At 49.1% G+C, this 23,140-nt stretch carries 17 protein-coding genes, 1 tRNA gene and 3 pseudogenes; 13 read left to right on the plus strand and 8 right to left on the minus strand.

The window, feature by feature from the left end:
- Window positions 1–301: 301 nt before the first annotated feature.
- A pseudogene (gene recA, locus E7747_RS05180) lies at window positions 302–1,339 on the plus strand (recombinase RecA); the annotation flags it as partial.
- A gap of 267 nt (window positions 1,340–1,606) precedes the next feature.
- Here the strand turns inward: recA and E7747_RS05185 are convergent.
- From E7747_RS05185 to E7747_RS05205, 5 genes are read right to left on the minus strand one after another with little or no spacing between them, the layout of a single operon-like run.
- Complete coding sequence (locus E7747_RS05185; protein ID WP_123613812.1) at window positions 1,607–2,887, minus strand: DUF2851 family protein; 1,281 nt, start codon at window positions 2,885–2,887, stop codon at window positions 1,607–1,609.
- A gap of 54 nt (window positions 2,888–2,941) precedes the next feature.
- Complete coding sequence (gene ribH, locus E7747_RS05190) at window positions 2,942–3,421, minus strand: 6,7-dimethyl-8-ribityllumazine synthase (RefSeq protein ID WP_123613811.1); 480 nt, start codon at window positions 3,419–3,421, stop codon at window positions 2,942–2,944.
- Window positions 3,422–3,481: 60 nt separating this feature from the next.
- Window positions 3,482–4,498 carry a hypothetical protein gene (locus E7747_RS05195; protein ID WP_136414532.1) on the minus strand — a complete coding sequence of 339 codons (1,017 nt, stop codon included), beginning with the start codon at window positions 4,496–4,498 and terminating at the stop codon, window positions 3,482–3,484.
- 40 nt (window positions 4,499–4,538) lie between these two features.
- On the minus strand, window positions 4,539–5,402 hold the full coding sequence (locus E7747_RS05200) for a carbohydrate kinase family protein (protein WP_136414534.1): 864 nt from the start codon (window positions 5,400–5,402) through the stop codon (window positions 4,539–4,541).
- Window positions 5,399–6,022 carry an SIS domain-containing protein gene (locus E7747_RS05205; protein ID WP_370275820.1) on the minus strand — a complete coding sequence of 208 codons (624 nt, stop codon included), beginning with the start codon at window positions 6,020–6,022 and terminating at the stop codon, window positions 5,399–5,401. The genes E7747_RS05200 and E7747_RS05205 overlap by 4 nt, the downstream gene beginning before the upstream one ends.
- A 321-nt stretch (window positions 6,023–6,343) precedes the next feature.
- Here E7747_RS05205 and E7747_RS05210 point away from each other — a divergent pair.
- The 5 genes and pseudogenes from E7747_RS05210 (at window position 6,344) to E7747_RS05230 (ending at window position 10,435) form a co-directional block, all read left to right on the plus strand.
- Window positions 6,344–7,134 (plus strand): annotated as a pseudogene (locus tag E7747_RS05210) (4-hydroxy-tetrahydrodipicolinate reductase).
- 97 nt (window positions 7,135–7,231) lie between these two features.
- The gene (gene lepB, locus E7747_RS05215; RefSeq protein ID WP_136417039.1) at window positions 7,232–8,695 is read left to right on the plus strand and encodes a signal peptidase I; all 1,464 of its coding nucleotides are present in this window, start codon (window positions 7,232–7,234) and stop codon (window positions 8,693–8,695) included.
- A gap of 30 nt (window positions 8,696–8,725) precedes the next feature.
- The gene (locus tag E7747_RS05220; protein WP_136414535.1) at window positions 8,726–9,139 is read left to right on the plus strand and encodes a WbqC family protein; all 414 of its coding nucleotides are present in this window, start codon (window positions 8,726–8,728) and stop codon (window positions 9,137–9,139) included.
- Window positions 9,124–9,387 carry a hypothetical protein gene (locus tag E7747_RS05225; protein ID WP_136414537.1) on the plus strand — a complete coding sequence of 88 codons (264 nt, stop codon included), beginning with the start codon at window positions 9,124–9,126 and terminating at the stop codon, window positions 9,385–9,387. Before E7747_RS05220 ends, E7747_RS05225 begins: the two co-directional genes overlap by 16 nt.
- A gap of 179 nt (window positions 9,388–9,566) precedes the next feature.
- A pseudogene (locus tag E7747_RS05230) lies at window positions 9,567–10,435 on the plus strand (methylenetetrahydrofolate reductase).
- Window positions 10,436–10,547: 112 nt separating this feature from the next.
- On the opposite strand, the gene E7747_RS05235 reads toward E7747_RS05230, so the two are convergent.
- Entirely contained in the window at window positions 10,548–14,429 is a 3,882-nt protein-coding gene (locus E7747_RS05235) for a pectinesterase family protein (protein WP_136414539.1), read from the minus strand.
- 364 nt (window positions 14,430–14,793) lie between these two features.
- Here E7747_RS05235 and E7747_RS05240 point away from each other — a divergent pair, with 364 nt between their 5' ends.
- Both E7747_RS05240 and E7747_RS05245 read left to right on the plus strand, forming a co-directional pair.
- Window positions 14,794–15,042, plus strand: a complete 249-nt coding sequence (locus E7747_RS05240; RefSeq protein ID WP_168185238.1) for a PepSY-like domain-containing protein — start codon at window positions 14,794–14,796, stop codon at window positions 15,040–15,042.
- 545 nt (window positions 15,043–15,587) lie between these two features.
- Window positions 15,588–15,995, plus strand: a complete 408-nt coding sequence (locus E7747_RS05245; protein ID WP_123613803.1) for a carboxypeptidase-like regulatory domain-containing protein — start codon at window positions 15,588–15,590, stop codon at window positions 15,993–15,995.
- Window positions 15,996–16,505: 510 nt separating this feature from the next.
- On the opposite strand, the gene E7747_RS05250 is transcribed toward E7747_RS05245, so the two are convergent.
- Window positions 16,506–17,186, minus strand: a complete 681-nt coding sequence (locus E7747_RS05250; RefSeq protein WP_136414543.1) for a tetratricopeptide repeat protein — start codon at window positions 17,184–17,186, stop codon at window positions 16,506–16,508.
- Between the two features lie 308 nt (window positions 17,187–17,494).
- Here E7747_RS05250 and E7747_RS05255 point away from each other — a divergent pair, with 308 nt between their 5' ends.
- From E7747_RS05255 to E7747_RS05275, 5 genes are all read left to right on the plus strand, one after another.
- Window positions 17,495–18,241: a (Fe-S)-binding protein gene (locus E7747_RS05255; RefSeq protein WP_136414545.1), complete on the plus strand. Its 747-nt coding sequence runs from the start codon at window positions 17,495–17,497 to the stop codon at window positions 18,239–18,241.
- A 25-nt stretch (window positions 18,242–18,266) separates the two neighbouring features.
- Window positions 18,267–19,649, plus strand: coding sequence for a lactate utilization protein B (locus E7747_RS05260; RefSeq protein ID WP_136414547.1), 1,383 nt, complete (start codon window positions 18,267–18,269; stop codon window positions 19,647–19,649).
- A gap of 10 nt (window positions 19,650–19,659) precedes the next feature.
- The gene (locus tag E7747_RS05265; protein ID WP_136414549.1) at window positions 19,660–20,253 is read left to right on the plus strand and encodes a hypothetical protein; all 594 of its coding nucleotides are present in this window, start codon (window positions 19,660–19,662) and stop codon (window positions 20,251–20,253) included.
- A gap of 123 nt (window positions 20,254–20,376) precedes the next feature.
- Window positions 20,377–21,321, plus strand: a complete 945-nt coding sequence (locus E7747_RS05270; RefSeq protein ID WP_136414551.1) for a D-2-hydroxyacid dehydrogenase — start codon at window positions 20,377–20,379, stop codon at window positions 21,319–21,321.
- A gap of 81 nt (window positions 21,322–21,402) precedes the next feature.
- Window positions 21,403–21,477 (plus strand) — tRNA-Pro (locus E7747_RS05275).
- Between the two features lie 75 nt (window positions 21,478–21,552).
- Here the strand turns inward: E7747_RS05275 and E7747_RS05280 are convergent.
- Window positions 21,553–23,049 (minus strand): glycoside hydrolase family 28 protein, encoded by a 1,497-nt coding sequence (locus tag E7747_RS05280; RefSeq protein ID WP_136414553.1) that lies wholly within the window; start codon window positions 23,047–23,049, stop codon window positions 21,553–21,555.
- Window positions 23,050–23,140 lie beyond the last annotated feature (91 nt).

Below are 23,140 nucleotides of genomic sequence, written 5' to 3' on the forward strand. Positions count from 1 at the left end.
ACATCGTCTTCTCGCTTAGATAATAAACCAATCATTATCACATTTCTTGCAATGGAAAAAGTAATTTTGCTATGTACTTATAAAACGTGTCATGTCTAAAAAGGTTCAATGCAAAATGAAAAAATATTTATTTTATTCCAATATTTTTGTCAACTCTCCGAAAATAGCTAACTTAGCATTCGGAATAAAATTCAAGGCAAACTGAAGTTAACAGATTTTTCATGCAGTGCGCACACTTGTTGCCCACGTCGCGCGTTAACTTTGCAATGTTAATGATTGAAATATAAACTACAAAATATCTATGGCTAAAAAGGAAACAACCATAAAAGCTTCGAAGGAAAAGGAAACCGATCCCGCAAAAGCCAAACTTAACGCTCTCGCACAGGCCCTCGGCAACATCGAGAAAAATTTCGGACGCGGAGCCATCATGAAGCTCGGCGACGAAAATATCGAAAACGTCGAAGTCATCCCGACCGGCTCGATCGGGCTCAACCACGCCCTCGGCGTAGGCGGTTATCCACGTGGACGTATCATTGAAATCTACGGCCCGGAATCATCAGGTAAGACCACTCTTGCAATCCACGCTATTGCCGAAGCCCAGAAAGCCGGAGGAATCGCAGCAATCATCGACGCCGAGCATGCCTTTGACCGCTTCTATGCAGAAAAGCTCGGAGTAGATGTCAACAACCTCCTTATGGCACAGCCCGACAACGGAGAGCAGGCTCTTGAAATAGCCGAGCAGCTGATCCGCTCATCGGCAATCGATATTCTTGTAGTCGACTCGGTGGCCGCCCTCACTCCAAAAAGTGAAATCGACGGTGATATGGGCGACAAGAACGTAGGCGTTCAGGCAAGACTTATGTCACAGGCTATGCGTAAGCTCACAGGTACAATCTCACGCACAAACACCACCTGTATTTTCATCAATCAGCTCCGTGAGAAAATCGGTGTGATGTTCGGTCCGTCGGAAACAACCACCGGCGGCAACGCCCTCAAATTCTACGCCTCGGTGCGTATCGATATCCGCCCGAGCACAGCCATAAAGGACGGTGACGACGTGCTTGGCAAACTTACCAAGGTCAAGGTTGTCAAAAACAAGGTCGCGCCTCCATTCAAACGCGCGGAATTCGACATCATGTTCGGCGAAGGAATCTCGCGGAGCGGTGAAATCATCGATCTCGGCGTAGAACTCGGAATCATCAAGAAAAGCGGGTCATGGTTCTCATACAACGATTCGAAAATCGCACAGGGACGCGACGCGGCCAAGCGTGTGATTCAGGACAATCCCGAACTCGCCGACGAACTTGAGGGGCTCATCATGGAAGCTCTAAAGAATCAGGACAACCGTAACGGAAAGAAAGAAGCCCCGAAGAAAAAAGACAAGGAAACCCCGACTTCCGCCGACGATGCCGACGAGCCTACAGCAGCAGACCTTAAGGCCGTTGACGATAGCCTCTTTGACGACGAGGATCTGCCCGACGACTTCTCTATAGAAGAAGACATCTGATCATCACCATAAAGGTAAGACACAAAACGCGCCCGGTAAAATCAGCCGTAAGAGTCGGTTGATTTTACCGGGCATGCTTTTATTCTTTCATCCATCATGTCAGCGCCGGGCTTTCATGGCAAGCAGCCGGTGGCCCAGACGGCAATACAGACATTTACGGGTCTGGCAATAATTGCGTCGCAGATGTATCAGCGCCTGCGAGGTAAATGCGTCCTTACACGCCATTCCTGCATTCAAAAACAATGTCACTATCGAATTACTCTCAGCCGGAATCTCCTGCAGAAGCTCTACCGCACGCCCGCAAAGCGCCTCATCGCCATGCCTGATGCCATAGGCCATCATCAACGGCGCGGCTACATTGATCAGAAGAATATCAACCGAGTTCCTGCTCAGACATTCATACGTGCGCTCACTTCCCGGACCGAAAGTAAAATGGGTTGCCCAATATCCCGTCAGAGGCTCGTTAAACATTTTCCTCAGCTCCTCAAGTCCGTCGGCCTTTATTATCCTGCTGACAAGTCGCGAGTCATTGGCAATAAGACGGGCAAGGAGTGCGATGCGTCGGTGAGGGAAATTATGCGGACGCATCCGCGCCATCTTCCAGCCCAGAGGCTGCAGCGGTTTCAGTGAAAATTTATGTGCAAAAAAACGATGTTCTTTTTGAAGCATCTCCATGTATGGGTCTGTCACAAACGCTTTTTCAAGAAAACCGCCCTGTCCGAACATAAGAGCCTCAATCGCCACGTCGGAATCACTGTGCTTGCGTAGAAAATGTAACGGCAACGACATTGCCAGACGTTCCATAGGCTCTGAATTGGTGCTGAAACCAAGCGCACGGGCAAGAATCACATAGCATGTCTGTTCCCAGTCTCCGGCATATTGCCTCATCAGGTTCTCAATGTGATCGACCTTTGAATACAGACGCTCATAGGCAAGCGATGTAATCCAGTCGGCAAGATGCAATGGTGACAGTCCCCGGATTTCACGCGCACACGGCAGATCGATGTCAGCGCGGTCGACCAGCTCATGGTAACGCCTGTGAAATTCAGGCGAACAGCTCATGCGCATCTGAGGAATCACCTCACCGTTCGACCGGCATATCTGAGCGTCATCACGGTCAACGACATGAAGTACCACCGAATCATAAGCCTTGTCGCCGTCGTGACGATGGCGATGCCAGTCGCTCGCCCGCACATGGACTTCGACATCACCCGCCCACAGGTGCTCACCTATTTTCACCTTTGCATTGAAAAAGTCAGGCCCCGCATCGGTGTTTAGCCGACCGGGGTCTATTATCGACAGTCTGCGACCGTCCACAGTGACAAGGTCGGTCTGCACCAGCAGCCGATGCTGCCACACGTATTGCATCAGTCGCTCCATGGAGAGAATGGATTAAGAGTTTGTAATCGAGGAGAAGAAATACAGAAGGCTTTTTTAAAGTTCGTCGACAGCACGGTTGAGCGCCACCATCTTGAGGGCAGTCTCGGCAGCCTCCGTGCCTTTGTTTCCGAGCGCACCACCTGCACGGTCAAGAGCCTGCTGCTCTTCGTTGACTGTCAGCACTCCGAATATGACGGGAATATCGCAATCAGCATTCAGCGAGGTCATACCCTGAGTGACACTCTGACATACATAGTCAAAATGAGGTGTATCACCCTTGATTACACATCCGATAATAATTACAGCGTCAAAGTTGCCGGTCTCGATAAGCTTTGAGGCGGCAAACGTAAGCTCGACCGCACCGGGCACGCTTACGACAGCGATGTCCTCATCCTTAAGACCGTTTGACTTAAGAAGCGATACAGCTCCATCGCGTAGAGCCGAGGTGATATGACCGTTCCATTCAGCCACGGCGATTGCGATTCTTACATCTTCAAGTTTCGGGAGAGCGCTTTGGGGTGTAAACTGTGACATTGTTTGATTTTAATTTGATTATTCAGTCTGTCCGGCAACTTCGGGCGCAGGACAATATATTTACTTCGGGAACACCTTATGCCACAGCCCGAGGATATCAAGTGAAGAGCTTCGGGCATTGAACAGGATATCGACAATCTGACGGTGTTCCTCCGTCGCGTTTATCTTTGTTGCCTTGTGGAGCATGGTGTTGAGCAGATGGATGCCTTTTTCTTTCATCGCATTGACACGCAGCATAGCCTCTCCGAGCGAGATTGATAGCTGTAGCTGTTTCAGGGTAAATTCAGGCTCGATTTTTGTGAGATATTTCAATGCTCTGGTATAATACTGCATGGCCTCTCTGTGACGGCCCATCTGAGCAAGAGTGTCCCCTTCAGATTTGATAGAGTCGACAAGACGTCCCGTTGCCTCGCTGACCCCTGAATTGACAAGCTGGAGATAGGTCGATGTCGCCACCTGATAGTGGGCGAGAAGCTCAGCCTGTTTCACCCGGTTGCGATAGGTGGCTGTAGTCGCATTCAGAGCCATGACATGCGGTGTGGCATAGCGTTCGGGATTCGTCTTTGCCAGACGCTCATAAATTTTCAGAGCCTTTGACAGCTCACGCTCTGCCTGCTTGTATTCCTTGCGCCGGGTATGTAGGAAAGCGATGTCATAGAGAAGAGCGCCGAGTATCTGCAAAAAAGGATCATCCTTTCTCTTGGCCTCCTGCGACAGCAGAGTGAGTGTCGACGCGGCCGACGACATTGCCGACTCCATGTCGTCTTTTTCAATAAACAGAGCCGTCAGAATCTGCATCAGGGCGGCATGAATATCGAGCAGATGGCGGTCGTTCTCGCCCGAACGGGTAATCAGGGCATCGATTTCCTCAAGTCCTCTGATTGCACGGTCGATTTCACCGCTTCCCACCATCTCGATTGCGGTGGAACGCAGAAAATCATAGGCCGTATCGAATTCAACCTCACCTATGGCATGGCGTAGTTCCGACATCGAACGGTTGCGCCTCACGAGCGCACGCAGTGAAGAAATATCTGTGGTCGGTTTGGCGAACACATCTTCAAGAGAAATAGCTTTCATCTTTTTTCCTTAATGCAGAAATGTGGTTCGTTTAGAGGCTTCAATGGATGCAGGGATGGCTGATAGCGGAGGCAAGCTCACTGTGGGCAGTCTCGTTTCCGTATTCCATAATCTCGTCGGCATCACGTTTTCCTTCCGTCAGTGCGCGGACAATACCGGCAAGCGCTCCTGCGCTCCACTGGAAATCCGTATTGTCGCTCGGATGGCATTCCTTCATCCAGCTTTTGTCGCCGTCGAAGAAACGCATGATTTTGGCAGCAGGCTCAAGATCAAGAAAACGCGGACAATAGAAGTGTATATGGTCCTTGAATATTGAGTCAATGTCATGGTCGGGGAATATAGCCGCGATTTCGTCATTTCTGGCCACGACAAGATCGGCAAGTTCGAGACAATCGAAAACCGAAGGCATCACCCTTGTGATGCGAGGCACCTGATGCCATTCGAAGTATGGCAGATATACGAGATATGCCTTACGGCTCTTGGCATGCTTCAGCAGATCGATGACGCGGGAATGGTTACGGGCCTCAAGAGCCATATATGAACCGTAGACGACAATGTCGCCTTCGTCAATGCGTGGCCACAGAGCGTTGACCGGCTCTTTTGGATAATCCTTGTGGTCAACCGCCGTCGATTTGTCATTTCCTGCAAATACTCTCACAGGGCTGACTCCTTCAGAGAAACGGTCGACAGAATCAGTCCCGACGTTTGCCTTGCGTAGATAGTCAATGATGTGGTCGCCGACAGTTCCGTCGGCGGCTTCCCCGACCCAGATGGTCGGAAGCCCCATTTGTCCGTCAAGCACAGCTGCATTAACAGCCCAGTCGCCCACGCCGGTATCGGCGTGACCGTCGGCACACAACGAAACGTTGAGTGCCAGTTCTCCAATGTAGATAGTCTTGTTCATATATTATCTGCTTCATTTCGAGATTTGAAACCGAGGAAACCGCCATGATGACGTTTTGCATAATCCTCGGCTGTAAAGCTTGTCCGACGGGTGACATTGACCACAAGCACATCGCCAATGACGCTCATGACCGTCGTCGACGTGGTGGGTGTAAGCCCTAACGGACACACCTCTTCAGCACCACCCGTCAAAAGTGTAACGTCTGCGACCCGTGTAAGTTCACTTTCAGCACGGCCGGTAACCGCGATCACAGGAATTGCCGGATAGAGACGCCGGGCGAGTGTCACAAGCTCGATGACTTCACGAGTAGAACCGGAATTCGACACAAGGAGCAAAATGTCGTCGGGCTGCAGCACACCGATGTCGCCATGCTGCGCCTCGCTCGGATGGAGACTCACAGCCGGAGTTCCGGTCGAGGAAAACTTTGTCGCGATATTCAGGGCGATCTGCCCTGCCTTGCCCATCCCCGAGGCCACAAGCTTTCCTCCGCGACGGTGTACATGTTCGAGGATAAGCCCTACGGCCTTGTCGTAGGCGTCGCTGTATGGAATCGCGTGAAGCGCACGGGCCTCTGCCTCTACTATCTGCCTCATCGACTCCTCTATGCTGAGTTGATGCATTGACTTTTGGGTTACCTTATCTAACTTAATAAAATTGTGCTTTTATTGAAAACTCGGAGCGTGTTTACCACCTGTTTCTGTCATGATTCCAGAGTGAGTTTCCTATACTGTTTTTATTCTCCTGAAAAAGTTGTCGCAACGACTTTCCGGAAATAACATACAAACCCGGACAACTCTGAAAATTCAACGTCGAAAAAAAGTAAACCGACTCCCGGAAGCCTGTAAGCGGTGCTTCTCCCTGCAAATGTACGGATTTTAACCTAACCCTACAAACTAAACGGATTTTTTTGTAATTTTGCACTTTATGTTAATTATAAAATTATGAAAATCGCTCTAATAGGATATGGAAAGATGGGACATGCGATTGAGCGCATAGCCCGCGAACGGGGTCATGAAATAGTCTCGATTATAGATGTCGACAACAACGCTGACATCGACAGCGACGCATTCGCCTCGGCTGATGCTGCAATAGAATTCACCACTCCGGCAACCGCCCCCGACAATGTGATGCGCGCCGCAGCCGCAGGTGTGCCTGTTATATGCGGCTCTACAGGATGGGCGTCCCGGCGCGAAGAAGTCGAGAAACGTGTCAGCGAACTCGACGGCGCTCTTCTTGCCTCAAGCAACTTTTCAATCGGTGTCAATGTTTTCAATATCGTCAACCGTAAGCTCGCAGCACTGATGAGCCATCTCCCGCAATATATGCCACACATGTATGAGACTCACCACGTCCACAAGCTTGACCATCCGTCAGGTACAGCCATCACACTCGCCGAAGGCATCATCGCTGATAACAGCCGGATCAACTCTTGGCCGACGAAGGCATCGTGTGGATTGACGAGAACAACGCCTCCATGACCCCGCAGGAAATCGAAGCCACTATAGAGAAACCAGCGATGGATACCGACGCACTCCCCGTGCTCAGTTTCCGTGAAGGCGAAGTCCCCGGGACACACACCATCGACTGGGATTCTGCCGTCGACTGCATTTCAATCACCCACCGCGCAAAAAGCCGCGACGGTTTCGCACTTGGCGCGGTAATGGCAGCCGAATGGATCGCAGGACGCAAAGGAATCTTCACCATTGAGACCATGATGGAGGAACTGCTCTAAAAACAAGCCGTAATCCCCAAAACCACAACAGACCTCTCCCCTTTTCTGCAACATAAACTTCAATCCTCTTTTCCCAGACCTGAATTCTGCAATGACAATGACAACCGATTCCCGACAGGAAGCAAAAAGCTTTACCGACGATTTTATCCGCCGTGTCAAAGCCAACCGCAAAACACGCTGGATACGATTCGCCCTCGTGTCGCTCTTATTTTTTCTATGGGTGGCATGGCTCGGAAGCTGGTGGGTGCTTATCTTCTGGTTTCTTCTATTTGACATCTACATCACCGGCTATATCCCTCTGACATGGTGGAAAAGCTCTAAAAATCCCGTTGTACGCGGAATCATGAGCTGGGTGGATGCCATAGTCTATGCCCTTATACTCGTATATTTCGTATTTACGTTCATAGGACAGAACTATCAGATACCATCCTCGTCGCTTGAAAAGTCACTGCTTGTCGGCGATTATCTGTGGGTCAACAAGATGGCCTATGGGCAGAGAGTCCCGATGACCCCGGTCCATTTCCCCTTGGTACAGAACACGTTCCCAATCATCAATACCAAGTCATATCTCGAATCACCCCAGTGGGAATACAAACGTCTCAAAGGATTCGGCAATGTGAAGCGTGGCGACATCGTAGTGTTCAACTTCCCGGCGGGAGACACTGTTGCAGTCAAAGTCCAGAATCCCGACTACTACACTCTCGTCAAAATGTATGGCCGTGATGCCATCTACAACAATCCTCAGACTTTCGGCGAGGTTATTTACCGGCCGGTCGACCGCAGAGAAAACTATGTGAAACGCTGCGTAGGTCTGCCGGGCGACAGAATCAAAATTGTCGACGGTGTGATCTATATAAACGGGGAAGCTATGAAACAGCCTGAAAACGTCCAGTTCAACTACTACTTCCAGATGAAAAAGGGAAGCATGTCGGAGGCTGACTGGAATGAACTCGGAATCTCTGTCGATGACCGTCATGAAGTCCCTGTCACAGCTGAAGATGTCCCCGGACTGCGGTCTCTCGGTTTCACCGTGAATCCCGACGGATCTGTGCCCTCAATCTACGCATCGCCTCTCACCCCGGCCATGATTGAAGCGCTCAACAGCAATCCGAATATCGCAAAACTGATGAAAATGCCCGCTCCGAAGGGCGAACCGCTCTATCCGGACATCGTAAGCGAAGACTGGACACGTGCCGACTACGGCGAACTGTGGATTCCAAAGAAAGGTGCAAGCCTTAAGATGGGACCGCGGGCATGGCAGATATACGGACGCGTAATCCGTGACTACGAAGGCAATCACGATGCTCAGTTCCGCGACGGTAAACTCTACATCAACGGTCAACCGCAAGACAGCTATACGTTCAAGATGGACTACTATTTCATGATGGGCGACAACCGTGACAACTCGCTCGACTCACGTTACTGGGGCTTCGTTCCCGAAGATCACATAGTCGGCCGTCCCGAAAGAGTGCTTATCTCATTCGACAAGGACAAATCCATTCTGAACGGCGGCATCCGCTGGAACAGAATCTTCCGTGAGGCCAACGTCGATAAATATTAATCCTCTGTCCGCTCCACGTCTCTGATTCTGATGGAAAACAAAACTATCACCGGCAATATCACAGTGCTCCCTCCCGTATTCTGCGGGTCAGTGGAGCACTATGTGAATGTCAGTGCAGCCGAAACTACAGCCGTTGACTGGAAGAGGCGTTTCGACAAACGGTTCAAGGTCACACATCGTTTTGCAATCGCCGACACACGCGGACGGCTCGAACTGACCGTTCCTATAGCCAAACCGCCGAGCAGCCAATGCTGCTGGGGGGATATTGAAATATCAACCCACGGCAACTGGTGGGATATCCATCGTATCTCCCTTGAAAGCGCCTACGGCCGTACACCATTTTTCGAGTATTACGCAGATTCGCTGCTCCCGATGCTGACTGCCGGAGTCGAGGAGCGCTTTCCGCTTCTGAAGAATCTCTCAGACGCATGGACGGATGGATAAGAAACAGACTGATGTTGCCATTGCCGGTTGACATATCAGCTGCCGGAGAAACCATCTCTCCGCTTACTGCCCCCATTAAACCCGGACGGACTGACACTGAATGTGAAACGCATGACCTACCTCATTACTGGCAGGTGCGTGCCGACAAAATCGGTTTCATCAGTAATCTTTCTGTTCTCGACCTGATCTTCAACCTCGGCCCGGAAGCCGTAATATATCTTGATCGCGTAGCCGGACGAGAATTCTGAAAGTTCCCTATTCCTTGCTTCTCCTCAACTCCAAAAACATCCCCTACACCCCCTTAACACATCTCACATAAACTAACGTCAAATTTATAAACGCCATGAGAGTCATCGACCATCTCAGATCCAATCCCGGCTCTACAGCATTCTCGTTCGAGATTCTTCCTCCGATCAAGGGCAACAGCATCCTCAAAGTCTACAACATCATAGACAAACTGCGTGAATTTGAGCCCAAATACATCAACATCACCTCCCATCGCAGCGAGATGATATTCAAAGAGATGCCCGACGGTTCATTCCGCCCTCAAAAGATGCGCAAACGGCCCGGATCAGTAGCAATAGCCTCGGCCATACAGAATAAATACGGGATTACAGCTGTCCCACATATCATCTGCAAAGGTTTCACACGTGAAGAGACGGAATATGCTCTGATTGACCTCAATTTTCTCGGTGTCCACGACCTTCTTCTTCTCCGCGGCGACACAAAGGGGCCCGAAAAATCCGATGATCCGGCTAAGATAAACCTCCATGCCACCGACCTCCAGCAACAGGTCAACAATTTCAATCTCGGCATATATGCCGACGGAGAGAGATTCGAAGCCAATGAGACACCATTTTCCTATGGCATGGCCTGCTACCCGGAAAAACATGAAGAAGCGCCAAATATGGAATCAGACATCTACTATGCCAAACAGAAAGTAGATGCGGGCGCAGACTATCTTGTCACCCAGATGTTTTTCGACAATGAAAAATACTACGCATATGTCAAGCGTTGCCGAAAGGCCGGCATAACCGTCCCCATCATTCCGGAATCAAGCCAATTGTATTTAAAAACCAGCTCAATGTCCTCCCGAAAATTTTCCGCTCAGAAATTCCTGAGCCGCTCGCTGCCGAACTGCGCGGATGCGAATCAGACGCTCAGGTCAAAGAAGTAGGAATCGAATGGTGCATAGCCCAATGTCGCGACCTTATGGCGAATGGCGTGCCAAGTCTACATTTCTATACCCTTATGGCCTCCGACTCCGTGCGCCGCATCGCACAGGCAATCTATTAGGACTACGGTATTACAAAAACAACAGACCTGCTGTTCCCGGTCATAGGAAACAATTCCGAACCGGTTGAACAGCAGGTCTGTTATTTTTACCGTCGCTCAGGGCGAAGCGATATTAACGCTTGACCTTGAGGACTACGGGTGTAATGCTGTCAGAGCTGATGCGCAGGAGATAAACTGAGTTGTTGAGATGTTCGAGCGAAGTTTCTCCGCCTCTGATCTTCATCATATCGACCATACGGCCGTCAAGGCCATAGATTTCAAGAAGAGCGCCATCGGCCTCATAGCCGGTAAGCAGTCTGTGGGAAACCGGGTCATAGACAACTTCGGTAGAAACCAACACTTTGTCAATTCCGCTCGTCTGGAAGTCATTCGTAAGGACTTCGCCCATGAGTGAGCTGAGGTATACCTCAAGAGCTGTGTAGCCTTCAGAATTCACACGATTGTTGTCTGCCACGTTCGGGTCAAGATTGTTGGCCTTTTCCCATTCGTCAGGCATACCGTCACCGTCACTGTCTACAGGCACTGTATAGTTCCCGTCATATTCAAAGAAGCCTTCGACATCATTCTCTGTGTCAATAATGCCATTGTTTCCATTCGATGCCTTACCATCGCGAACCTCAGTGGCGACACGTCTTTCCACCGCGTCACGGTTGATTGTTCCGGCCTTCTCGACCACAGTCTTGAAGGCTTCTTCGGCACTTTCGATTTCATAAAGCATATATTCTTCAGGGACATACTGTCCGAGCGGGCTGACGACACTGTATTTATACCACGGAGTCTTTGTCACAATGCGCTCGTCGACACGTATATCATCAAGCTTATAGGTCTCTACGGCCATACCCTTCCAGTTGTCGGCATTAGCGGCATCTATGCCCTCAGCGATATTGCCGTTTACATACCACTTGGCAGGTGCCCACGAAGTAGCGCCTTTGCGGGCATAGCTTGAATTTACAAATTCAACCCTGTTCTTATCCGATGCAGGTCCGGGCTTGTAGTAATTGTTCATGAAGTTACATTCATGGGCTGAGTTCAGACCGTTGTATGACGAAATATTGGCTGTGTTCTCGCCACCGTAGCATCCACCACGCTTACCGTAGTTATAGTTCACATTATTGATATACTCCATGAACACCACGAAGTCCTCTCCACGCGCACCATTCAGACGGGCAGATCGCGAGTTGTTATGGGCGAGAAGATTATGATGGTATGTGGCAGGCGAACCGCCCCACTGGCAACCATATCCGCGAGCACCCTTCGAATGGCCGGCATTATAGAGGCCTTCATGAATCATCGAGTACTGCACGGTAAGGAAGTGGGAGTCGGCTGTGTTCATATTCTCTTCCACAGACCATCCGAACGAACAGTGGTCAATGATAAAATTGGCACAGTTTTCAGCGCCGAGAGCATTTACAGCGTTGATTGTACCGGCAAGGTTCTTCTGGCCGACGCGGAAACGAATATTACGCACGATGAAGTTCTGCGAACCACCGAAGTTGACTTTATTGTGTGTGATTACAATGCCTTCGCCCGGAGCTGTCTGTCCGGCAAGAGTCCAGTTCTTGCGGTTGACACGCAAATCAGATGCAAGACGAATTTCACCGCTTACCTCAAACACAATGGTTATAGGTTCATCCTTATATTGCTGGAATGCCCAGCGCAGAGTGCCTTCCGATGTATTGTCGGCAAGGCTTGTAACCTTGACCACTTTACCGCCACGGCCACCGGTGGCATATTTACCGAAACCTTCAGCTGTCGGGAATGCGAGAGGACGCTGCGACTTGGATACCCTTACAGGGTCGGAAGTCACGCCGTGGCGTGAAACAGCAGCCACACTATAGTCAGAGGCAGAATCACCTTCCGGCAACTCAAAATTGTTGTCAGATGTAATCTTGACAAATTTGCCGTCGCGGTAAACTATATAACCGGCCGCAGAACCGTCGCTTTCCCAAGAAAAAGCCGAGGGAGTGACAGTGAACTTTTCAGGAGCGGACACTCCGGCAAGAATGGAGGAATAATCAAACGGAACGTTCGAAGCCTTGGAGAAAAGGAATTCGGGATTCATATATTTCTCAAATTCCTCATCGTTGGCCTGACGGCTGAACGATGCACGAGAGTCTGTAGCTATAAGATTGCCCGACGCATCGGTATTCTTATACTCATAGAGCGACGATGTGTTTTCAGCTCCGCTCCAGTCCTTCCACCCAAGTTTGTTGATGTGAGAGCCGAGACGGCATCTGATGAACATCGAACCTGATTTCTCTTTCCACGGGCGGCCGAGATAATAAGCACCTGCGGCCACACCGTCCTCAGCTGTAATATCGCAGTCGCGGAAGAAGAGACCGGCATAGAACTTGGCATCCGTAAGCTCGGGATATACCGCACGCGAGAGCGTAAGCCATGCGTCGGCCGGAGCTGTAATGTAACCGCCACCCTTCACACAAACAATCTTACAATTCTCAAACCATTCGAGACCTCCGTCATAGATGAAATCTGTAGCACCGGAAATTGTACAGCCGGTGAAATAGCCTCGGCCACCGACGTTGGATTTATACGTATCCTGATAGCCCGACAAGATGCAGTCTTTCAGAATGTGGGCGTCAGCGCAGATATAGAGAGCCTCTGCCTGACCGACATTGCCGGAGGTGTTGCGGATGGTCAGATTTTCAGCATAGAAACGTGAAGTAAACACGTTGAGTGCCGCACAATCGGTGTATTTGTTACCTTTGTTTGCCGATCCTCTGTCAACCGACGATGTGAGAATTGTCGATTCTGCATCCTCTCCGATAAGCGAAATGAATTTATCATGCTTCTGCTTGGTCCCGCAATAAATGTTCTCGTCATAGACTCCGGGGGCTATGTAGATGATTCCTCTGTTGCCGTCAGGCACAGCATTGATGGCAGCCTGAATGGTAGTGTAATCGCCACTGCCGTCCTGATTGACATAAAGCAGAGTGATTTCCGCGTCATCGTCGGGAGCCGGTGTTCCTGAGACATTTCCGCCATTGCCATTAAACTTTGACAGGTCGGTAAGCTCACCTACATCCCCGACAGGATTGGCCTTTGCATAGGCAGCCTGCTCGGCGGTGATCTTATCGCCGAAAATCTGAAGTTTATGCACGCGCGGAGCCTGACGCTGTGTAAGAGGATTGATTGCCTCCCAGTTAAACGGAGCTACCTGAACCTGCGCATCGGTCTTCATCGCCCCGTCTCCGTCCCACACTCTCCAGCGCAGCGACACATCTTTCTTATCAATTACGTTCTCCATGAAATAGCCTTGGTCCGAGAATATTGTCCATCCGCTTTTATGCTTCTCGGAACCCATCCATACGAGAGGCTCCCAGTCACCGTCGCCTACCTTGATGTCACACTTGATACCGCGCCCCCAAGAAGTCGATGACCAAGACCACTGTATGCGCTCCACATAGGGGATATGGTCGATTTCCATCCAGCCGTGGAGCGAGTTGACGCGGTCGGTCGATGCGTTGCGGCACATCTGTACGAATCCGGCCTCTCCTTTGACCGGCTTGCCTCCTTCCATGACAATATTATCCTCCAGATAGACCGTATGGCCCGGCTGCGTCCAATCGTTATAAGTTGTGGCATTTGCAAACTCGTAATACTGGCGTGCAAAAGCTGCGGTTGATGCCGCTGCGCCATTGCTCGAAGCTTTTGTAGCAAACGTGCAGTTATGGAAAAGCACCGGATATGCCACACCGTCACTTCCGAGCACCGGTGTTGACAGGACGGCATTTACATAAACGCCGGAATCGAACTCCGGACAATTAATGGCAGTGCCGCTGTCCCCCCATGTATTCGGCCATGAGGTTTCCGAAAAGTTAATGTCGATGATTTTAGGAGAAGGTGAAGCATCGCTCCACTTCTCGACGACACATGCGGGGTCATTCTCACCAAGCTGCTGGGCAGACAATGGCATAGAGAACCATCCTGCCGACATGAAAGTCGCCACTGCAAGATAGCGGTAGATTTGTTTCATTAAGTATGATTTAAGTTAGTTAGTTAATTAGCTGCAAATATACTAATTATATCATTACACACATCAGCAACAACTAAAATTTAACGAATGTTTAGCAACAAAAATGCCCAATTTACGTTTAATATTTAAAACATATTATACCAACAAACACGTTTTACGATGAAAAAATCTATTTATTACTTATGCTGTGCGTATTTTCATGTGTTACTTGGAGCTGTTCCGATGACGATGACAAGGATGATATCCGCATTCCTGTCAAGGATCTGCCATCAAGGGCACAGAGTTTCATATCTGATTTCTTCGGCGAAGATGAAGTCATAAAGGTTACCAAGGAAACATCACCGGAGCATCCTCCTACGATGTATTGTTTGCCAGCGGTCTCGAAATTGATTTCGATGCCGACGGAAACTGGACCGATGTCGATGCCCCGCGTGGAAAAGTCCTTCCGGCAGGTATAGTGCCTCTTGAAATTGAAGAACAGCTACCAGACCTCTCAACCACCACTGGTGTCAACGAGATTTCACGCGATATATACGGTTATGAACTCGAACTGATTAACGGTCAGGAGCTCGCGTTTGACACAACCTATAAATTCCTCGGTTTCCTCGATTAAACTTTTACAATACATCTCATTTCCATACGGTCAGCGTCTCATCCCGGGGAGGGAGAGGCGCTTTTTTCGCGATAGTTTCAAACTTATCGTTGTTTTACTGACATAACCCGACTTTACTACCAATCAATTAATGGTATCTTGCAGTGGCAATCCTTTTTTAAGCCTGAAATCAAGACCAAACAAGCATACAAACCGACTAATTTCCAAATAACATATATAATACACGTAAGACCTATCCTGTATCGAGACCTCTGTTTAATCATTATTAACATATTTCATTAATATATTTTAATATTCGGGGGGGGTAATTTTTAGGTATTATTAATTTTTATTTGTTCCTTTGCAAAGTATAAAACAAACAAATTGAAACTTATAACCCACAAATAACGACTTTTTGTCACAAACAGCCCCGCAAAAACAACAATATGCAGTTTTGCAAATGTCAGTTTCAATCAATAAATCATCATTAGATAATAATTATCATTTAATGTTTTTATGTTAATAAAAGTTTTATCGCAGTTTATATATGTTTAATTCCAATTAGTATGAAAAAGCTATTTTTCTTGCTGATGACACTCCTTGCCCTTACTCTGAGCGCCAGCGCACAGAACAGGACCGTAAAAGGAATTGTCATTTCAGGCGACGATGAAGAACCCGTCGTGGGAGCATCCGTCACGGTTGTGGGAACCCAATTGGGCGCAAACACAGACCTCGACGGAAAATTCGTCATCGCAAACGTGCCACAGAGTGCAAAATCACTTCGCGTAAGTTATGTCGGGATGACCTCTCAGGAAGTACCGATTACAAACGGCGAAATACGAATTGTCCTCGGACTTAATTCCGAACTCCTTGACGAAGTAGTGGTTACAGCCCTCGGCATCTCACGCTCCGAAAAGTCACTCGGATACTCGGCCACTACTCAAGAAAAGACATCTACATCATCACATTTATAATGTAGTGCTACATAATTACAACAGTTCGGTAATTTTTGAGCAGGCATAGCTGTATCGCACTGATACACAATAGTTTGCATTGATATTGAATTGTTGTTGTATCTTATTGATATTCAATTGAATATGCAAATTTTACCGAACTATTGTAATTAGAAACAGCATCTTAATTATGTGTATCAAGGGAATCTCCGGGCGTGATGCCTACGAGATTCCCTACTTATTTAAAGGTCGTTTTAATAACGGATATGAAATCACATGAGACGGATTCTTGAACCAGCCTATTCACAATGTTCAGTCTCTATGTCAGAGCATGGAGGCCGAACATTGTAAAGACATTCATGCCTTTCACATTTCCCATATCGTTGTCTTTACGTCCCCTTGCTCTAATCGGTAGAGAGACACGCAGAGAAGACTATATAAATAGCGAAAATAATAAAGACGGCTGTCTGGTTTCATCTGTCCAGACAGCCGTCTTTATTATTTTATTTTTCAGTTTTAAGCCTCGTCGACTTATTTTGCAGCGTCCTGAGCGCGTTCAAGATACTTTTTGATATCTACGCCGATTTCAGAACCATAAGTGGGATAATCCTTGAGAATCTGCTCATAGACGGCAGCCTCAGCCTTGAAATCTTTCTGTTCGCGGAGCACTGTTGCCTCTTTCAGAAGGAAAGCCGGAGTGTAGTGGGGATTATTGTCAGAAATCTTGACAGCCTGCTTAAAGCAGTCGATAGCCTGAGGATATTGCTTGAGATTGACATAGCAGTCACCTTCAAGCGACTTTGCAGAAGCACCGATTACTGATTCCGATGCTGAATAGTTCTTAAGATAGCCGATAGCCTCTTCATACTTGCCTTCCTTGTAGAGAATGATAGCGGCGTTGAGGTTTGCGAGATTGCCGGCATCATAACCGTGGTCGGCGGCAACCTGCTGATATTTGGCGAGAGCCACTGAATCGTTGCCCATGAGAAGCTCGATATCGGCCTGACCGAGAGCATTGTTGGCGGCGTTCTGACCCGGCTGGCGGATTGCATAGACATAAATGAGGATGACAGCAACAACTGCAGCGACTGCGATGCAGCCCCAGACTATTACTTTTGGATTGCTCTGGACTTTTTCACCGATACCGGTAAGAGTGTCATTTACCTCGTCGATCGAGGTACGGGTTTCTTCTACGGGCTTGTTATTTGCCATTTTTATGTGATTAGTTTGATTTATTTAACTTAAAAATATGCTAAAATGCGGATTTAAAAGCGGTTATCCGCTTCCAATGTGCAAAATTAGGGAATATTCTCCAATAAATGAAATTTATATGAGGGAATTTTAATGACATACCCCTACAAACATCTCACCTTTAACCGTTACAGGGCACAAAGATACGTCTCAGGCCATGCACGGAGACTGACTGCAGAACAAAACGGAAAGGATCTTGCATCGCAAGGTGAACTTTCGGTCGAGATGGAGCGTAATAAATGTTAAGTTTCAATTATTGTTCTTAGAAAATGAAAGTAGGATTCTTCGTGCCATGCTATGTGGATATGCTTGCGCCACAGGCTGCAATCGCGAGCTATGAGCTTCTTAAAAGGTTCGGTCTGAATGTCTGTTACATAGAGCAGGCTTCATGCTGCGGACTGCCCATGACCGATATGGGCTATGAACGTAAAGCATGCCACATAGAGCAGAACCTCGTCAAATACTTCAGTGGTTATGACTATGTGGTGATTCCATCGGGGATATGCACTGATCAGGTCCGTTATCATCTCGACTCAATCGAAAAGACTCCCGAAGTGCAGCATATTCTCGACACTACCCACGATGTGGTTGACTTCCTGCATGATATTTTGCAGGTCAAAAGTCTTCCGTGGGCGAAATTTCCTCACAGGGTCGCTCTCCACAACGGATGCCATTCGCTTCGCTTTCTGCATCAGGCCAGACCGACTGAACTGATGATTCCCAACTATTCGAAGACAGCCGACCTCCTGAATCTCGTAGAAGGACTCGAAGTCTGCTACGCTACACGCCGCGACGAATGCTGCGGTTTCGGAGGCACGTTTGCCATCTGGGACCAGAGTTGCGCATGCCAGCAGGGTCTGGACAAAGTGAGCGACTATGCGAAAAACGGTCTTAAATATGTCACAAGCGCCGATTTCTCATGTCTGATGCACCAGCAGGGCATAGCCCGTAAATTCGGTATTGACATCAAAACTTACTACATAGCCGAAATCCTCAACGGAACGGCAGCCGAATAATAACAGCCTCTTAACAATTCGATATATGAGTCAGGTCAATCAAGTCAAACTCGGAGCTAAGTTCATCGCCGACACACCGCATCGCATCAGCCACGACCGCTGTCTGTGGGCTGCACGCATGCGCCGCGACAAAACAGCATCACAGATTCCTGAATGGGAGGAAATGCGCAATCTCGCATCTCAGATAAAACTCCACACCCTCACACATCTCGACCGCTATCTGGAGCAGTTTGAAACACGGATGAAGGAGAACGGAATCCACGTCCACTGGGCCGAGGACGCCGAGGAGCATAACAGGATTATCTATGAAATTTTCAGTTCACACGGAGTCAAGACAGTCACCAAAGGAAAATCCATGCTAATGGACGAATGCGGGATGAGAGAGTATCTCGAAAAGCGCGGCATCGACATCTATGAGGCTGACCTCGGCGAGAGAATACAGCAACTCGACAACCAGCGACCCTCACATATCGTAATGCCGGCCATCCATAAACTGCGCGGAGACGTGGCAAAACTTTTTGCCGAGAAACTCGGAAGCGACCCTGACATCGACGACCCTCATTATCTCAACAGTGTCATGCGCAAAGACATGCGACAACACTACATCAAGGCTGACGCCGGTATGTGTGGCGTAAATTTCGCTATCGCCGAAACGGGAACTATAGTTGTGGCTACCAATGAAGGGAATGCCGATATCAGCGCAAACATCCCTCCGCTTTTCGTGGCAAGCATGGGCATTGAAAAACTTATCCCACGCCAGCGTGACCTGCCGCTTTTCATCAGACTCCTGTCGCGCAGCGCACTCGGATTCGACATAACCCAATATACATCCCACTACACCCGTCCGCGCAAAGGACAGGAAATGCACGTGGTCATAGTCGACAACGGGCGTTCGAAGCGTCTCGCCGCCGACTATTTCGAAGTGCTGAAATGTATACGCTGCGGAGCCTGCATGAACACATGTCCTGTGTTCCGCCGCACATCAGGCATCAGCTACGATGCCACATACATGGGACCGATAGGCATAGTGCTTGAGCCGAGCTACGATCTCCACCGCTATGCCCGGCTGCCATATTCATGCACCCACTGCGGGTCATGCGGAAATGTGTGCCCTGTAAAAGTCCCGATTCCAAACTATGTGTTCTATTGGCGTACTGAAATCGTGGAGCACCATGAGGACGAACTTATCCACAGACTCGAAGAAAGCGGAATGGCACTCGTGCTCCGCAACGCTACCAATCTTTCCCATGCTGAAAAACTCGGACTATGGGCACTGCGGACTCTTCCGAAATGGCTGCTCAATTCATCTGTCAATCCGTGGGCGAAAGACCATGCCAATCCCGATCCTCCAAAGGAAACTTTCAGGGAATATTATAAAAGGACGAAAAATCAGGGGAACGCCAATTAATAATTAAGTTATGGAAAGGAATGACGTGCTTTCGGCTTCAGTGCAGGAGTCGGCGAGAGACAGGATTATGAACCGTATCAAAACCGGCGCAGCGCGCCACCGCGAAGTGGCGCTCCCCGATGTCCCGATGTTCGATATACAGGGCGACCCGGTTGAAAATTTCATTGCCCGGCTTGAAAGTTTTGATGGAAAAGCCGTCAGAGTGAAATCCGGGGAGGATGCTCTGAAATGGCTGCATGAAAACATCAGCACTGAAGGAAAGACTGTCTACTCAAACGTTGCGGGATTCGAGGGCAATTTCGATGTGACAGACGAGACCGACCCTCATACGGCGAATGTGGTTGACATCTGTGTGGCCAAGGGAGTCATCGGTGTGGGGGAGACAGGTTCAATATGGGTGACGGAGGAATCGCTCGGGCTGACAGCCTGTGCGCTTTTCTCGACAGACCTGTATCTCATTCTGGATGCCGGAAAAATCTACAGCGGACTCCATCAGGCTTATTCCGCACTCGATCTCTCGACCGGCCGATATGGCTCGTTTTTTCACAGGACCGTCGGCCACAGCCGACATCGAGGCAGTACACATTACGGGAGCACAAGGTGAAATCTCGCTGACTGCAATCATAGTCGGATGACAGCCCATCCGTCCACACTAGAAGGAATTCTCATAACTGCCCCCTGAAAAATATAATTGGAAATACGGCGAGAGTTGCGTATCTTTGGAGTCATGGAAAAAATTGTTATTCTCGACGGCTATGTGGCCAACAGCGGAGACCTCTCATGGAATGCTCTCGAAAATCTCGGAGAAGTGACAGTGTATGACCGCACTGCTCCCGGTGAAGTGGTGGAACGTGCCAACGACGCGACCGCCATATACACAAACAAGGTCGTTATCACCGATGAAATAATGGAGGCGTTGCCCGCGCTTAAATTCATCGGAGTCCTTGCCACAGGCTATAATAATGTCGACATAGAGGCGGCCCACCGTCGCGAAATCGCCGTATGCAATGTGCCGGCTTACTCAACCGATTCCGTGGCTCAGCTTGTGTTCGCCCATCTGCTGCATATCATAAATACAATCGGCGACTATGCCGAATCGGTCAATAAAGGAGAATGGTCAGGGAACAAGGATTTCAGCTACCGCCTCACACCATTCAACGAACTTGCCGGCATGACCATCGGGATAATCGGAATGGGCAACATCGGCAGACGGGTGGCAGCCATCGCGCAGGCTTTCGGCATGAAGGTCATTACAAATTCAAAGCGCGAGCTACCCGAAGGGGTAGAGCGTGTAAGCCTCGACACACTTTTCAGCCAAAGCGATGTCATATCTCTCAACTCCGCCCTGACTCCGACGACAAAAGGAATTGTCAACCGTGAGGCTATTGCAAAAATGAAACCTTCGGCCATTCTCATCAACACATCGCGAGGCCCGCTCGTCGATGAAGAAGCCCTTGCCGAAGCTCTCCGTGAGGAACGCATTGCCGCAGCCGGAATCGATGTCCTCTGCGAAGAACCTCCACGTCACGGCTCTCCACTTATAGGATGTCCGCGATGCTATGTCACACCCCATATCGCATGGCAGTCGACACAGGCAAGAAAAAGACTCATCGACATATCAATCGAGAACCTGAAATCGTCAATCGGGAACAATCCACAAAATTTAGTGTGAGATATGCGATGAAAGTATTGCATAAATAATTTTTTGTAACTACCTTTGCACTTGTCAAAGCTTGAAGAGAGCTTCCGACAATCGGGCGTAGCGCAGTCCGGTAGCGCACCTGGTTTGGGACCAGGTGGTCGCAGGTTCGAATCCTGTCACCCCGACGCAAAAAAACGAGAGCGGAATTTTGAATTCCGCTCTCGTTTTTTTATTTGTCATCAGTCTGTTTAAGTAAGGTTTTCATTTCACGCTTACGTTTTTCACGCCTTCGCCTTTCTTGATAGTTTCCCCGGGAACTGTTATACGGACGTTCTCAAGAGTAAGACCGTCGACATGATTAAGCTCTATTCCGGAATCGGCGCGGAAATGAGAATTGCGTATCACGACGTTCTTCATCGGCATTTCCGGCAGACCGTTGAAAAGTGCTGCACGCTTGGCTGAACGGCATGTCACATCATCAATGTAGATGTTGCGGAACGAGGGAGTCTCTTCAGTCACAGGAGGGACAGGTGCACCCGGCTTGATGCCATAGTAAAGGTCAAAGATGAGGGCATCGCCGGCAATGTCGGTCATCTTTATATTGTCGACATAAATGTCCTCGACCACGCCGCCACGGCCACGTGTAGACTTGAAACGTAGTCCGACATCAGTGCCGATGAAAACACAGTTATTGACAATGATGTCCTTGCAGCCGCCCGACATTTCCGATCCGATTACAAATCCTCCATGACCATGATAAACCGTACATCCGTCAATGAGTACGTTGGTACACGGTATGCCTCTGTCGCGTCCGTCCTTGTCCTTACCTGATTTGATACAGATGGCATCGTCGCCCACGTCAAAGCGGCTGTTTGCGACGAGGACGTTGCGGCATGACTCAATGTCGACACCGTCACCGTTCTGTGCATACCACGGATTGCGTACATTCACATTATCTATGATAAGATTCTCGCAGAGGAGGGGATGAAGATTCCATGCGGGTGAATTCTCAAAAGTAGCGTCCTTGAGCATCACGTTGCGGCAATTGATGAACGACAACAGCACCGGGCGCAGAAAATCGTGGGCATAGTCGACAAGTTCTTTATCGCCATGATGGACCTTGGCCTGAAGAGCCTTGTCCTCGTAAACCTCACGGATACGCTCGTTAGGAAACCAGACATCGCCCTTGGCATTGACACATCCTGTCTTGATTAGCTTTTTCCATTGGTCGGCTGTCATCTTGCTTTTCTTGACAGGACGCCACTTCTGGCCATTGCCGTTGAAAGTGCCGTCGCCCGTGATGGCTATGTCGTGCTTGTCGCGGGCTGATAGAGGCGAAGTCGCACGGTGGGTAGACAGTCCTTCCCAGTCGGAAGCGACAGCAGGATAGTCGGCCAGATTCTCGCTGAAAAGGACGAGTGCCCCCCGGTCGAGATGAAGTTCCACATTACTTTCAAAAAGAATCGGGCCGGTGTACCAGATACCTTCGGGAACTACAAGACGTCCGCCGCCTTTGTCTGCAAGATGCGCCATAGCTTTTGCAAAAGCTTCGGTGTTGAGAGTGACACCGTCGTTGACTCCGCCAAACGCAGTGATGTCAACTTCGTATGAAGGGATTGACGGCGGAGTTACCGGCGATAGTTCTATCGGCAGATTTTTGTAAAAGCTACTGTAGTCGGAAGCCTCGATTGAGGTTGCAAAACCTGAAAGCGAAAGGATAGCCCCGGCAAGCAGAGTGCAGCTTGAACAGATTTTCATGTTTTAAGGATTTAATTTATTAAATTGTTAATTGTTTTTTATTGTCACTTTTGAAAAGTCGTATAAGTGCAAAGATACGAAAAATCCTTGT

This window comes from Duncaniella dubosii, from assembly GCF_004803915.1.
GTDB lineage: Bacteria > Bacteroidota > Bacteroidia > Bacteroidales > Muribaculaceae > Duncaniella > Duncaniella dubosii.